At 31.7% G+C, this 14,286-nt stretch carries 14 protein-coding genes; all 14 read left to right on the top strand.

Translation table 11 applies throughout. From position 1 onward, the window contains the following. Positions 1-36: 36 nt before the first annotated feature. The 14 genes from AC0NJG_RS11245 (at position 37) to AC0NJG_RS11180 (ending at position 14,123) form a co-directional block, all read left to right on the top strand. The gene (locus AC0NJG_RS11245; protein ID WP_474063060.1) at positions 37-1,254 is read left to right on the top strand and encodes a glycosyltransferase family 4 protein; all 1,218 of its coding nucleotides are present in this window, start codon (positions 37-39) and stop codon (positions 1,252-1,254) included. Next, a complete protein-coding gene (locus AC0NJG_RS11240) occupies positions 1,241-2,281 on the top strand; it encodes a polysaccharide biosynthesis protein (RefSeq protein ID WP_474063059.1) in 1,041 nt (346 codons plus the stop codon). Before AC0NJG_RS11245 ends, AC0NJG_RS11240 begins: the two co-directional genes overlap by 14 nt. Before the next feature lie 16 nt (positions 2,282-2,297). Continuing rightward, positions 2,298-3,407 carry a capsular polysaccharide biosynthesis protein CapF gene (locus tag AC0NJG_RS11235; RefSeq protein ID WP_474063058.1) on the top strand — a complete coding sequence of 370 codons (1,110 nt, stop codon included), beginning with the start codon at positions 2,298-2,300 and terminating at the stop codon, positions 3,405-3,407. 3 nt (positions 3,408-3,410) lie between these two features. Then, entirely contained in the window at positions 3,411-4,538 is a 1,128-nt protein-coding gene (gene wecB / locus AC0NJG_RS11230; RefSeq protein WP_474063057.1) for a non-hydrolyzing UDP-N-acetylglucosamine 2-epimerase, read from the top strand. Positions 4,539-4,541: 3 nt separating this feature from the next. After that, positions 4,542-5,624 (top strand): glycosyltransferase family protein, encoded by a 1,083-nt coding sequence (locus AC0NJG_RS11225; protein WP_474063056.1) that lies wholly within the window; start codon positions 4,542-4,544, stop codon positions 5,622-5,624. Positions 5,625-5,641: 17 nt separating this feature from the next. Next, positions 5,642-6,742, top strand: coding sequence for a glycosyltransferase family 1 protein (locus AC0NJG_RS11220; protein WP_474063055.1), 1,101 nt, complete (start codon positions 5,642-5,644; stop codon positions 6,740-6,742). Then, positions 6,739-8,202, top strand: a complete 1,464-nt coding sequence (gene wzy / locus AC0NJG_RS11215; RefSeq protein ID WP_474063054.1) for an O-antigen polysaccharide polymerase Wzy — start codon at positions 6,739-6,741, stop codon at positions 8,200-8,202. The genes AC0NJG_RS11220 and wzy overlap by 4 nt, the downstream gene beginning before the upstream one ends. Further along, entirely contained in the window at positions 8,195-9,052 is an 858-nt protein-coding gene (locus AC0NJG_RS11210; protein ID WP_474063053.1) for a 6-hydroxymethylpterin diphosphokinase MptE-like protein, read from the top strand. The genes wzy and AC0NJG_RS11210 overlap by 8 nt, the downstream gene beginning before the upstream one ends. Further along, positions 9,030-10,457, top strand: a complete 1,428-nt coding sequence (locus AC0NJG_RS11205) for an oligosaccharide flippase family protein (protein WP_474063052.1) — start codon at positions 9,030-9,032, stop codon at positions 10,455-10,457. Before AC0NJG_RS11210 ends, AC0NJG_RS11205 begins: the two co-directional genes overlap by 23 nt. Positions 10,458-10,488: 31 nt before the next feature. Further along, entirely contained in the window at positions 10,489-11,220 is a 732-nt protein-coding gene (gene kdsB, locus AC0NJG_RS11200; protein WP_474063051.1) for a 3-deoxy-manno-octulosonate cytidylyltransferase, read from the top strand. Then, complete coding sequence (gene kdsA / locus AC0NJG_RS11195) at positions 11,213-12,043, top strand: 3-deoxy-8-phosphooctulonate synthase (protein ID WP_474063050.1); 831 nt, start codon at positions 11,213-11,215, stop codon at positions 12,041-12,043. Before kdsB ends, kdsA begins: the two co-directional genes overlap by 8 nt. A 19-nt stretch (positions 12,044-12,062) precedes the next feature. Then, entirely contained in the window at positions 12,063-13,052 is a 990-nt protein-coding gene (locus AC0NJG_RS11190; protein ID WP_474063049.1) for a KpsF/GutQ family sugar-phosphate isomerase, read from the top strand. A gap of 5 nt (positions 13,053-13,057) precedes the next feature. Continuing rightward, entirely contained in the window at positions 13,058-13,585 is a 528-nt protein-coding gene (locus tag AC0NJG_RS11185) for a KdsC family phosphatase (protein ID WP_474063048.1), read from the top strand. Positions 13,586-13,673: 88 nt separating this feature from the next. Continuing rightward, on the top strand, positions 13,674-14,123 hold the full coding sequence (locus AC0NJG_RS11180; protein WP_474063047.1) for an HIT family protein: 450 nt from the start codon (positions 13,674-13,676) through the stop codon (positions 14,121-14,123). The last annotated feature ends 163 nt before the right edge of the window (positions 14,124-14,286 follow it).

Below are 14,286 nucleotides of genomic sequence, written 5' to 3'. Positions count from 1 at the left end.
TTTTAGCAATATTAAGAGTTTAGGAGTAAGGTCATAATGAAAATACTTGTAGTGTGTCAATATTTTTTTCCTGAACAGTTTAGAGTCAATGATATTTGTTCTGAACTAGTACGAGAAGGACATGAAGTAACCGTTCTAACAGGGCTTCCTAATTACCCTAGTGGAATTGTAGATGAAAGGTATAGAGTATTTAAAAATAGAAAAGAAGAAATAAATGGAGTGGAAGTAATACGTTCATGGCTCCTTGGAAGGGGAAAAGGGACTAAAAGGTTAGCACTAAATTATATTAGTTTCGCTATATCTTCTACATTAAAATCCATCTTTATGAAGAAGGATTTTGACCTTATTTTAGTGTATCAACTTTCTCCTGTGACTATGGCAATACCTGGTATTGTTTTGAAAAAAATGACGAAGAAACCCCTTGTATTATATTGCCATGATTTGTGGCCTGAGAGTATTGCATCGGCTGGTATTTCGCCCAATAGTAAAGTATATAGAGTGTTGTTGAAAATAAGTAAGTGGATTTATAAAAGTGCAGATGAAATCTTTACAAGTTCTAAATTGTTTGAGGAGTATTTTAAGGATACTTTAAATATTAAGAGTCAAATTACACACCTTCCAGTATATGCTGAGGCATTATTTGAAGATATTAATTCTATTAATAAAAAAGATGGAATTATAAATTTAGTATTTGCAGGTAACATAGGTGAAATGCAAAGTGTGGAAACAATTATTTATGCTGCAAATGAACTTAAAAAAGATAGTTGTATTAAGTTTCATATTGTAGGTGATGGATCTTCACGTAAAAAATGTGAAGAACTGACCAAGGATTTAGAAATTAATAATGTTATATTCCATGGACAATACCCTGTTACAGAAATGCCAAGATTTTATGAGATGGCAGATGCTTTCTTAATTACATTAAAGGAAAATAAGGTAATATCATATACATTGCCTAATAAAGTTCAATCGTATATGGCTGCTGGAAAGCCTATTATAGGTGCGATAAACGGAGAAACTCAAATTGTTATAAATGAGGCAAATTGTGGATTATGTTCCCCAGCAGAAAATTATATAGAATTGGCTAATAGTATAAGAAAGTTTGCTAAAGAAACAAACAAGCATTTGTTATATGGAGAAAATGCGAGGAATTACTATGATTGTAATTTCTCTAAAAAGATTTATATGGAGAGACTGAATAACTTATTAAATAAAATAAAATTAGAGGGGACTAGTAAGTATGTTCAAAAATAAAACGCTACTAATCACAGGAGGTACAGGATCTTTTGGTAATGCAGTGATGGAAAGGTTCTTAAATACTGATATAAAAGAAATTCGTATTTTTTCACGTGATGAGAAAAAACAGGATGACATGAGAAAGCTTTATACAAATAACAAAATTAAATTTTATTTGGGAGATGTGAGAGATTTAGCAAGTGTTAAAAATGCTATGCATGGTGTAGATTATGTTTTTCATGCAGCTGCATTAAAACAAGTTCCTTCATGTGAATTTTTCCCATTAGAAGCAGTAAAGACTAATATTATAGGTACAGATAATGTATTGACGGCTTCTATAGAATATGGTGTAAAAAAAGTCATTTGTTTATCAACAGACAAAGCTGCTTATCCAATCAATGCAATGGGGATTTCGAAAGCAATGATGGAAAAAGTGTTTGTGGCAAAATCAAAAACAGTATCTCCAGAGAAAACACTAATTTGTGGCACAAGATACGGTAATGTTATGGCTTCACGTGGATCGGTTATTCCATTATTTATCGAGCAAATTAAAGCAGGACAATCTTTAACGGTAACTGATCCTAATATGACAAGATTTCTAATGAGCTTAGAAGAGGCTGTAGAATTGGTAGTGTTTGCTTTCAAAAATGCTGTAGTTGGAGATATTATGGTTCAAAAATCTCCTGCAAGTACTATTGGTGATCTTGCCCAAGCTGTAAAAGAATTATTTAATGCTGATAATGAAATTAAGGTAATTGGTACACGTCATGGAGAAAAGCGTTATGAGACACTATTAACGAAAGAGGAGTACGTGGTAGCGGAAGATTTAGGTGGCTTCTTTAGGGTTCCTGCGGATCGAAGGGATCTTAACTATGATAAATATTTTGCTGAAGGAAATCAAAAACTTACTACTGTAGAGGAGTATAATTCAGATAATACTCAGATACTTGATATTGAGCAAATTAAAGAAAAATTATTAGAATTAGATTATGTGAAAAAAGAACTAGAGGAATGGAATAAAGCGCACGTCTATACAATGAATTAGAGGGCGGGGAGAATTAATGAAAATTCTTATTACAGGTGCAAAAGGTTTCCTTGGAAAAAACCTTGTTGCTGAACTTAAAAATCAGGGCTATAAAGATATATTTGAGTTTTCTAGAGAAGATGATATTACATTACTTGAAAGGTATACAAAGGAATGTAATTTTGTTTTTCATTTAGCGGGTGTCAATAGACCAAAGGATGAAAATGAATTTATGGAGGGGAATGTTGGATTTACATCCCAGCTGCTAAACTTATTAAAGGAGTCTGGTAATAAGGCTCCTGTACTTATTACCTCATCCATTCAGGCGGAAAGTAATAATTCTTATGGGAAAAGTAAAAAAGCTAGTGAAGAGATAGTATTTAATTACTCTCAAGACACGGGTGCTAAAGCTTACGTATATAGACTCCCAAATTTATTTGGAAAGTGGAGTAAACCTAACTATAATACGGTGGTAGCAACGTTCTGCCATAATATCTCCAGAGGTTTAGATATTCAAGTGAATAATCCAGATGTAGAACTGAATCTTTGTTATATAGATGATGTTTTGGAAGAGTTTTTTAGGGCTCTGAAGCATAATCCAACTATACAGGATAAGTATTGTGTTGTTCCTATAACACATAAGATTAAGCTTGGAGAATTAGCACAGCTTATAAAGAGCTTTAAAGAAAGTAGAGCAAATCTAAGTATTTCAAACATGGGAGATATTCTAACTAAAAAGCTTTATAGTACATACTTGAGCTTTTTACCAGAAGGCGAGTTTGCATATGACCTTAAAATGAATATTGATAATAGAGGGTCATTTACGGAATTTATTAGAACGGCTGAAAGAGGACAAGTTTCTATAAATGTATCGAAACCAGGAATTACAAAGGGAAATCATTGGCATCATACCAAAAACGAAAAATTTTTAGTAGTGAGTGGCGAAGGTTTAATTCGATTTAGAAAGATAGATTCAGATGATATTATTGAATATCATGTGAATGGAGAAAAGTTACAAGTCGTTGATATACCAATTGGATATACACATTCCATTGTAAATGTAGGAGAAAATGACCTTGTGACAGTAATGTGGGTAAATGAATGTTTTAATCCTGAAAGACCAGACACTTATTTTTTGGAGGTATAATTCATGGGAAAATTAAAAGTTATGACAATTATTGGTACTAGACCAGAAATTATAAGACTTTCGGAAACTATTAAAGCATGTGATAGATATTTCGATCATGTTCTTGTTCATACAGGACAAAATTGGGATTATACATTAAACCAAGTATTTTTTGAAGACTTAGGCTTAAGAGAACCGGATCATTATTTAAATGCTGCGGGCTCAAATCTTGGTGAGACGATGGGGAATATTATTGCTAAAGTTTATGAAGTTCTAGAAGCAGAAAAACCTGATGCACTTCTTATTCTAGGAGATACAAATAGTTGCCTTGCGGCTATTCCAGCGAAACGTTTAAAAATACCAATTTTCCATATGGAAGCAGGAAACAGATGTTTCGATCAAAATGTACCAGAGGAAATTAATCGGAAAATTGTAGATCATACATCAGACATTAATCTTCCGTATACTGAACACAGTAGAAGACACTTAATTTCTGAAGGGATTCGCAGAGAGCACATCTTTGTTACAGGATCACCAATGACAGAGGTTATCCGTAAGCACATGGATAAAATACAAAACAGTGGTATTTTAAAAGAATTAGATTTAGAAGAAGGAAAGTATATTGTTGTATCTGCTCATCGTGAAGAAAATATAGATGATGAAGAAAACTTTATGTCTTTAATGAATGCTTTAAATCAAATTGCAGAAACATATCAAATTCCATTAGTATATTCAACACATCCGAGAAGTTGGAAAAAAATAGAGGAACGTGGATTTAAATTCCATCCTTTAATTAGACAGTTAAAGCCATTTGGATTCCTGGATTATAATAAATTACAATTAAATTCATTTTGTGTTCTTTCAGATAGTGGTACCCTTTCTGAAGAGGCTGCAATTCTTGGATTCCCAGGTGTGCTTATCCGTACTTCAACAGAGCGTCCAGAAGTTCTTGATAAAGGGACAGTAGTTGTTGGGGGAATCAAAGAGTTAGATGTTATTCAAGCTGTAGAACTATCACGTGCGATGTGGGAGAATTCGGAGGAAACAGTACTTGCGCTTGATTATGTAGATACTAACGTATCTACAAAAGTAATTAAACTAATTCAAAGCTATACAAAAATAATTAATAAAGTAATTTGGGGAAAGGCATAATCAATGAAAGCTAAAATATGTTTTGTTTGTTTAAGTAATATGTATTTAGTTCCATATCTGTCGAAATATGTAGAAAATATAGATACCCCTTATGATGTAATATATTGGAATAGGCATGATGTAAAAGAGACCTCATCGGCCGAAAATTTATTTCCTTTTGAATATCAGATGAATGAAAATTTAAGCAAAAAACAAAAGTTAGTAGGCTACATGAAATTTAGAGCCTTTGCAAAAGGTATTTTAGAGAAGAACAATTATGATGGAGTAATTGTTCTTCACACAACAACTGGTATCCTGTTGAAAAGTGTATTGAAAAAATATTATAAAAAGAAATATATTATTGATATTCGCGATTATACTATGGAAAAGAATCCATTGTTTTATGCTTTTGAAAAGGATTTGCTAGAGCACTCGGCATTAGCAGTTATTTCTTCTAAGGGTTATGAATCTTTTTTGCCAAAGTATGATTATGTTTTATCTCATAATGACATCAGCATTTCCAAATCTACTATCCGTGATTTTAGAAATACAAAAATAATAAATGAAAATAAAATCAGTATTTCTTTTATAGGCTTGATTAGATTTCATGAACAAAATAAAAAGGTGATAGCGAGATTTGCAAACGATGAAAGATTTGTTTTAAATTTCATTGGTGCGGATGCTTATGCATTACGTTCATATTGTGAAAGTTTAAAAGTCAGCAATGTTAATCTTATCGACCGATTTCCGCCAGAAAAAACGATGGATTATTATAAAATGACTGATATGATAAATAATCTCTATGGAAATAATTCGATGCTCCTCGATTATGCCTTATCCAATAAGTTATATTATGCAGCTTTATTAGGATTACCTATCCTAGTTTCACCAGATACGTATATGGAGGAAGTTGCATGTAATTATGGATTTGGTTACAGTGTGGATTTAAACTCTGATACAGTTTGTGATGATATTTATCATTACTATAGAAATATAGATTGGGAAGAGTTTTATGATTCGTGTGATCAATTTTTATTAGATGTAAATGCAGATAATGAAAAATTTAAAAAAGCTATTAATAATTATATTTTAGATATTAAAGAATGAAAGATGAGGATTTCTCTATGACTCAAATGAAAATTTTGTATATACTTGGTGCATTTGGCTCCGGAGGAGTGGAGAGTGTTGTATTAAATATACATAAGAATATAGATCACTCAAGATTTAAGATTGATTTTGTATTATTTAATGGTTTAGATCATAGTCGTAAAAAAGATCTTGAAAAATACGATTCGAAAATTTATTTCATAGAACGTAGTGGAAAGGGAATTGGGAAATTTATATCTGAAACATATAAGATATTACGTACAGAGAAATATGATGTTATTCATGCACATACTAATGAAGCGGCCTTATTTTCTGCTATAGCTGGAACCTTAGCACGCACCCCAGGAAGAATATGTCATTCTCATAATACCAGTTTCGGAAAAAACGAAAAAATAATCCCATTTTTTAGAGTTCCATTTAAATTGTTTTCAACAGAGCTATTTGCTTGTTCGAAATTAGCAGGTACATCTTTATTTGGAAAAAAGGCTGACTTTACTGTGATTAATAATGCTATAGACGTCAAAAAGTATAACTTTAATCCTACAGTTAGGAAAGAAATACGAGAAGAACTTGGCCTTGAAGGGAAATTTGTAATTGGTAATGTGGGCCGACTATCTTATCAAAAAAATCATAGTTTTATTCTGGATGTCTATAAAAATATAGTGAAAACCAGAAAAGATACTGCATTATTACTTATCGGTGATGGTGAATTAGAGGAAGAGATAAAAAATAGAGTTTATGAACTAGGACTTGAGAATGAGGTTAAATTCTTAGGTGCTAGAAATGATGTAAATAAAATTTTACAGGCTATGGATGTCTTTTTATTGCCATCCCATTATGAGGGGCTACCAGTCTCGTTAATAGAGGCTCAAAGTGCAGGTTTGCCATGTATAGTTGCAGATACCATAACAAAGGAAGTAAAAGTTACAAACTTAGTAGAGTTTGTATCTTTAACTCAGTCAGTTGATTATTGGACGGAACAAATTCTTAAGTATTCAGATGATTATACAAGGGAGAATACTTTTGATGAGATGAAACAAGCAGGGTATGAAATGGAAAGTTCGGTTAAAGGGATTCAAAAATTATACGGAAAATATGCAGAGGGGGAAGGTGTGTGAAGCTAAAAAAAAACAATAAGATGCTTTTGGCATTTCTTTACTTAGGATACATTGGAATATTGTGGTTGATTTTGAAACGGACAGAGGGCCTTAGCTATGATAAATGGATGATATATATAAATGCAACATTGTTTATAACAATATTTATACAATTAATCTTTATGAAGTATTTAAGGATTAATATAATATCAATCGCAGGGATGTTCTTAATATTTTCATATGTATTCCATTTTTCACATTTGTTTCTACTCTCGATTAATTATAGTTTTGTAGACCTAGCATATGGTGTCGGTTTGTATAAATATGGGGAAGATATATATAGAGCAGTTATGAATTTTAGCATGCTTAGTGTAGCTTCTTTATTTTTGGGTATGATGCTTGCTAAGAAATCTAAGGGGAAAGAAAATCCTAGTATTAGTGTGAAAGGAATAAATAAAAATCAACAATACTATGGTGTGTTAGGTGCTATTTTACTTGTTGTTTCACTTCCGATAGATTTATATCTATTATTTAATCAAATCAAGCAAATGGGTGCAGGAGGATATTCTTCTGTTCATGAGTTTGGAGTGAATTTAGGTTTAAGATATGTATCCTATTTAGTTAATCCAGCGATTTTTTTGCTTATGGTTTCTAATAAAAATCACAAATGGAAAGCAAAATGCATCTTGATAATTTATATATTATATAAATTTATTACAATGTTTACTGGCATGAGGGCATATGCAATATTAAATATACTAATTATGTTATATTTATATCATAGTTCTGTAAAAAAATTCAATCGGAAATTTGTGATTTTGGGTAGTTTTATAGGGTACTTCATCTTGTCCTTATTTATTGTGATTAGAAATACAAGAAGCTATGGTTTAAGTTTTGACAAGATTTATGAGGGGTTATTATCTAATCAAAGTAATCCTATTTTAGGAACCCTTGAAGAGTTCGGATTAACGATAAATGTTGTTTGTGAGGTTATAGAAAAAGTCGGTAGTAATGGATTGGTAGATTATGCAGGTGGAATGCAAATAGTTACTGCTAGTATGTCTGCAATCCCATTCGTATCAAGTATATTTAGTAATATCAATTTTACTGAATATAATTTAATAGAGAGACTGGATATCTGGCATTTTGGAGGATCGTATATAGCAGATTTTTATTTTGATTTTGGTACTAAGGGTATCTTTGGTATAGCTATATATGGTTTCTTAATTCAAATATTTAGCCAATATATCGAAAAAAACTTAAAGCAGATGAATTATTATAAGGTAGCTATGTTTATTCCAGCTGGTATAGATATAATTTTTTCAGTGCGTTCTACTATTACTAAAATACCAAGGGTATTGTTATGGATACCGATATTTATGTGGTTATTAGAAAAAATAGTAACTAGGAAAAGGCATAACAAAAAAATCAACTATAAACATATTGATAGTTATCCAAATGGAGGGAAAGTGGATGATTAAAGTAATAAAAGAGAGAGTGATTAAGAATAATAAATATATTCATTATTCCCTTCTCTGGATCTTTAGGTATATGCCTAGAATTATGACATTTAATTTTTTTCGTATGCTTAGAAAATATGGTATCTACAGTGGATATAATTATGAAAAACTTAAGGGATTTAAGGATAAGCATAAAGGTGAACGTTGTTTTATAGTAGCAACAGGCCCAAGTTTAAAGCTAGAGGATTTAGAAATATTAAAAAATGAATCTACATTTAGTATGAATTCCATTGTATTGTCTTATGAAGACACGAGCTGGAGACCGACTTATTATGGGATACAAGATTTAAGAGCTTATGAAAAGTTAAAAGAAGCCATTTCTAATGCAGATATGCCATATACATTTTGTGGGATATCTACTAAAAAACTTTCACCTCCAATATCAGGTGATTTTATTGCGTATCCTTTAAATTTGTTAGATCATAATGGAGCTAAATTAAAGCATTTCACAAAATTTAGTGACGATGCTTTTTCCGTAATATACGATGGATTTACCATAACTTATTCCCTAATGCAATTAGCTGTGTACATGGGATTTAAAGAAATATATTTGTTAGGTGTAGATTGTAATTATACAGAAAAGGGAAAAAATTATTTAAAAGATTATATAACACAAACTGACTTTAATGCAGGATATTTAATGGCACAATCTTATAAAGTTGCACAAGAATATGCAGAAAAAAATGGTGTGAAAATATATAATGCATCCCGTGGTGGGAAATTAGAAGTCTTTGAACGAGTCAATTTTGATGAATTAACATTTTTGAAGGGTAATGTGGATGAGAATAATGTCAATTATCAACAAGTATAAAAATACACCAGCGCCTATTAAGGCTTCTTTTTGGTTTTTAATATCTAGTGTACTTACGGCTGGAATACGTTTTTTAGTTACTCCTATATATACAAGAATTATGAGTGAGACTGACTATGGAACCATAGGTTTGTTTAATGCATGGCAGGCAGCGTTAACGGTGGTTGTTACTCTTTCATTATCTGCAGGTGTTTTTAGTAATGGATTACTTGATTTTAAGGAGGATAAGGCTAGATTTGCTTCGTCCATTCTTATTCTATCAAGTATTTCTGCAGGTGTGTGGTATATAATATTTTTAATTTTAAAGGATAGTGTACTTAATATAACTAACCTCTCTAATTTGCAAATGACAATAATGTTTATAGGTTTTTTGGTAAATCCGGCTCTTGGATATTGGTCGGCTGAACAAAAATTTGACTACAAATACAAAGGATTAACTGTAGTAACTGTATTAACAGCTATGGCATCTCAAATAATAGCAATTATTGCAGTGCTACACATATCAGGCGATAAAGCTACTATTGTGATAGTAATTAGTGGGCTTATAAATATATTTGTTAATAGCATGATCTACATTTATATTTTATTGCGTGCAAAATGTTCAGTTAATTTGAAGTATTGGAAGTATGTGCTTGTTTTTAATTTACCGCTCATACCGCATTATCTATCTTTCTTTGTTTTATCGCAGGCTGATCGCATTATGATAGCAAATATTATAGGGATAGATAAGGCCGGTATTTATACTTTAGGTTATACAGCTGCATCAATTCTTCAAATTATATATGCAGCTATTAATTCTTCACTATCTCCATTTACTTTAAAGAAAATGAAAGAACAAAAATATAAAGAGATAGGCAAGGTGGCAAACTATATTTTAGTCATATATGGTGTTGTTAGCATTATGTTTATTAGTTTTTCCCCTGAGATAATAAGTATCTTAGCACCACCAAGTTATTCTGAAGCTATGTGGATAATTCCTCCAGTCACTATTGGTTTATATTTCTTTGTTGTTACGGGATTCTTTACTAACATAGAGTTTTATCATAAAAAAACAGTATTTATTATGATTTGTACTGTAGGTGCTGCATTGTTAAATATACTACTTAATTACATCTTTATACCTATGCTAGGATTCATAGCAGCGGCGTATACCACTGCTATAGGTTATTTAGTTTTTATGATACTTCATTACTTGTTTATGAAAAAAATAGAGAGTAATAGTATATACGATATTAGATTCTTTATCCAAGTATCAATTGTATTTATAGCTGTTAGTATTTTTCTTATGACCCTTTATAATTTTCTTATTATGCGTTTGATCATTGTATGTATAACATTTATTGCTTTATTTTATAAAAGAAGATTTATAGAGCAAAAAATAAGAGAAATGTGGATTCTTAAATAAAGTATCTAATACAGAAAGGTAGGATGAAAAAATGAAAGTTGTAGCAGTAATACCAGCCCGATATGGTTCTACTCGTTTTCCAGGCAAACCTTTAGCTGAAATTAAGGGTAAGCCCATGATTCAACGTGTTTATGAGAGAGTAAGTTTAGCCAATTTAGTTGATGAAGTAATAATAGCAACGGATCATGAGTCAATTCTAAATAGTGTAAATATGTTTGGTGGTAAGGTTATAATGACCAAAGCTACTCATGAATCAGGTTCGGATCGTATTGCAGAAGTAGCTGAAAAGGTTGAGGGGGACATATTTATCAACATACAAGGTGATGAACCACTTATTCATCCAGGGCTTATTGATAAAGTAATAATGGAAAGTAAGGGTGATTGTAGTAGTGTTATAACGGCTATGAAGAAAATAGAAAATGAAACAGAAATAGATAACCCAAATATAGTTAAAGTTGTAACGAAGAATAATAATGAGGCTTTATATTTCTCAAGGTCTCCTATTCCTTATAATCGAGGTGCCGAAGAGATTGATTTTTATAAGCATTTGGGGATTTATTGCTATCCTAGAGCAATACTAACTGAGTTTGTAAAGTTATCAAAATCTAAACTTGAAAAAATAGAGATGCTGGAACAGTTGCGACTTCTTGAAAATGGTTATAGTATAAAAGTTGTTGAAACTGCTTATGAGGCTGTAGGAGTAGATACTCCAGAAGATATAAAAAAAGTGGAAAGATTAATGGAGGAAATAGTATATGGTTAAGACTTTAAAATTAAATGATAATATCACATTCGGTGGAAATAATCCTTTTGTATTGATAGCGGGTCCTTGTGTAATTGAGAGTGAGCAACTTGTAATGGAAACTGCAGCAGCTGTAAAAGAAATTACAGATAAGCTAAATATTCCGTTTGTTTTTAAAGCATCTTTTGATAAGGCTAATCGTTCTTCGATATTTTCAAATAGAGGTCCTGGAATTGAAAAGGGCTTGGAAATATTATCGAATGTTAAAGAGAAATTTGATATACCTGTTACTTCTGATATTCATGAGGCAAGTCAGGCGGAGCTTGCTGGACAAGTCTTGGACATTATTCAAATTCCAGCATTCCTTTGTCGTCAAACAGACTTACTAATTGCAGCGGCAAAAACAAATAAAATTATTAATGTTAAAAAAGGGCAATTCCTTGCGCCATGGGATATGAAAAACGTTGTCATTAAATTACAAGAAGCAGGTAATGAACAGATTCTTCTTACTGAAAGAGGATCTACTTTTGGCTATAACAATTTAGTAGTTGATATGCGTTCAATACCACAGATGAGAGAATTAGGGGTACCTGTTGTTTTTGATGCAACACATAGCGTTCAAATTCCGGGAGGGCAAGGGACTACTACTGGTGGAAAGAGAGAATTTGTACCTTACTTAGGACGTGCGGCAGCAGCTGTAGGAATGGATGCGTTATTTACAGAGGTGCATCCAAACCCAGATAGCGCCTGGTCTGATGGACCAAATATGATTAAGCTTGAAAATCTAGAAGAGGTGCTAAAACCAATTGCTGATATAGATAAAATTGTAAAAGGAATTAAATAATTGTAAAGGGAGTCCATCGATGTCTAAATTAATTAATAGAGCTACTAAGAATGATTATTCTAAGGATATTCAAGATGTCCTTTTTAAAGAAGCGAAGGCTTTGCTTGAATTAAGTGATAACATTGGTGAAGGCATAAATGAAACGGTTGAAATGATACTAGAATGTAAAGGCCGACTTGTAATTACGGGTGTTGGTAAATCTGGTATTGTTGGTAAAAAGATGGCGGCTACATTTGCAAGTACTGGAACACCCTCATTTTTTTTACATCCTGCAGAAGGATTACATGGTGACTTAGGGATGGTAACATCAACTGATATCGTATTAGCGCTTTCTAACAGTGGAGAATCAGAAGAGGTCCTTAATATTGTACCATCTGTTAAAAGAATTGGTGCTAAAATTATCGGATTAGTAGGTAATGAAGATTCAACATTAGCGAAAAAGGCTGATCGAGTATTGAGTATTGGGAAAGTACAAGAAGCTTGTCCATTAGGATTGGCACCAACTACTAGTACAACACTAACCCTAGCTCTTGGGGATGCTCTTGCAATTGCTTTATTAAAGGCAAGAGAATTTAAACCGGAAAATTTTGCAGTCTTTCACCCAGGAGGTTCTTTAGGAAAGAGGTTATTATTAACGATAAGAGATATTATTGAAGACTATGATAAAAATCCAATTGCTTTTCGTGAGTCCAGTGTAAAAGACGTTATCTTTAAAATGACATCTTCGGGGCTAGGTGCAATAAGTATAGTTAATGAGGAAGGTAAAATTATTGGAATTCTTACAGATGGTGATTTAAGAAGAGCCTTGGTGTCAGGGGTTAATCCATTAGAGGAAACAATTGAGAAAATTTATAATAAAGACCCTATAACTATTAAGGAAAGTACATTAGCCGCAGAGGCTTTAGGGATCATGGAAGAAAAAAGAATTAATGTTTTACCTATAGTGGATGAATATAGACAGCCAGTTTCAATGATTCATCTCCAAAATTTAACGAAGTTAGGAATTTAAGTATAATGAAAAATGAAATAAAATTAATTGTACTTGATGTTGATGGGGTTTTAACTGATGGAAGCTTATTAATTGGTTCTCATGGGAATGAATATAAGAGCTTTAATGTAAAGGATGGAATGGGCATTAGTTTAGCGAGATATGCTGGAATTAAATTTGCCATTATTACCGGAAGAAAATCTGAAGCAGTTACAATAAGAGCTAAAGAATTAGGGATAGATTTTGTTTATCAAGGTATAAAAGATAAACAAAAAATTCTTCAAGAAATAATAGAGTTACTGAATATTGATAGATCGTGTGTTTGTTTTATGGGTGATGATATAAACGATTACTCGATAATAAGAGAGGTAGGAATATCTTTTGCCCCAAGTGATGCAGTTGATTATATAAAAAATCATGTTACATATGTTACTACAAATAAGGGCGGACATGGTGCAGTAAGAGAAATGATAGAAGTTATACTGAAGAAACAATTAGATTATAATAATCTTGTAACAGATTACTTAAATAAAAAAGAGAAAATTATTCAGTAGGGATATATATTGAAGTTTTTGTAATGTAAAAGGGATGAGTTTTTAGAACAGTATAGTAATTAAAGATTTTATATAGTGAGGTATAACTATGGATAATTGCGTAATTTGTAGAAACCATTGTATAAAGGAGAGTGTAATTTTCGAAGGGGAAAATATGATTGTATCTTTTGGGAATGTAGAATCACAAATATTGGGATACGTATATATAGAACCTAGAAGACATGTAGAATCCTGGTATGAATTAAAAAGCGATGAGTTACTAGATTTAGGATTAATTATCCAAAAGGTGTCTTTATTTCTAAAAAATGAGCTAGGAGCAGAACGTGTATATACTGTAACGATTAGTGAAGTTGTTAGGCATCTTCATATTCATGTTATTCCAAGGGAAGAAAATTCAGATATTAAGGGGTTATCCCTAATTGAACAAGCCACTCAACAAAAGATTATTCGAGATAGAAAAATTTCTGAAGAAGAATTTGAAACATTTAAGAGAAATATGCAAGTCTTTTTAAAGAATGAATTTAAGACTCAATTATAAATATGATTTTATAGTGTTAATAAAAGTAGAAGATAAGTGGAGTCGTTACGGCTTCACTTATTTATTCAGTCTATAAAAAACACATTTCCCTAACTTTTACAAAAAAGTAAATAAATGCGAATTAGTAAGGTGACATTTTTGATAGGAAATTGTTCTTGAGTAG

It is taken from the genome of Bacillus sp. SSR7 (assembly GCF_055902415.1).
The sequence above is the reverse complement of the archived record's forward strand: the minus strand, read 5'-3'. Positions and strand labels throughout refer to the sequence as shown.

Excerpts from the sequence above, each read along its gene's own strand:
- AC0NJG_RS11225 (WP_474063056.1), top strand. The coding sequence starts at position 4,542 with ATGAAAGCTAAAATATGTTTTGTTTGTTTAAGTAATATGTATTTAGTT.
- AC0NJG_RS11235 (WP_474063058.1), top strand. The coding sequence starts at position 2,298 with ATGAAAATTCTTATTACAGGTGCAAAAGGTTTCCTTGGAAAAAACCTT.
- AC0NJG_RS11210 (WP_474063053.1), top strand. The coding sequence starts at position 8,195 with ATGATTAAAGTAATAAAAGAGAGAGTGATTAAGAATAATAAATATATT.
- AC0NJG_RS11185 (WP_474063048.1), top strand. The coding sequence starts at position 13,058 with ATGAAAAATGAAATAAAATTAATTGTACTTGATGTTGATGGGGTTTTA.
- kdsA (WP_474063050.1), top strand. The coding sequence starts at position 11,213 with ATGGTTAAGACTTTAAAATTAAATGATAATATCACATTCGGTGGAAAT.
- wecB (WP_474063057.1), top strand. The coding sequence starts at position 3,411 with ATGGGAAAATTAAAAGTTATGACAATTATTGGTACTAGACCAGAAATT.
- AC0NJG_RS11205 (WP_474063052.1), top strand. The coding sequence starts at position 9,030 with ATGTCAATTATCAACAAGTATAAAAATACACCAGCGCCTATTAAGGCT.
- AC0NJG_RS11180 (WP_474063047.1), top strand. The coding sequence starts at position 13,674 with ATGGATAATTGCGTAATTTGTAGAAACCATTGTATAAAGGAGAGTGTA.
- AC0NJG_RS11190 (WP_474063049.1), top strand. The coding sequence starts at position 12,063 with ATGTCTAAATTAATTAATAGAGCTACTAAGAATGATTATTCTAAGGAT.
- kdsB (WP_474063051.1), top strand. The coding sequence starts at position 10,489 with ATGAAAGTTGTAGCAGTAATACCAGCCCGATATGGTTCTACTCGTTTT.
- AC0NJG_RS11245 (WP_474063060.1), top strand. The coding sequence starts at position 37 with ATGAAAATACTTGTAGTGTGTCAATATTTTTTTCCTGAACAGTTTAGA.
- AC0NJG_RS11220 (WP_474063055.1), top strand. The coding sequence starts at position 5,642 with ATGACTCAAATGAAAATTTTGTATATACTTGGTGCATTTGGCTCCGGA.
- AC0NJG_RS11240 (WP_474063059.1), top strand. The coding sequence starts at position 1,241 with ATGTTCAAAAATAAAACGCTACTAATCACAGGAGGTACAGGATCTTTT.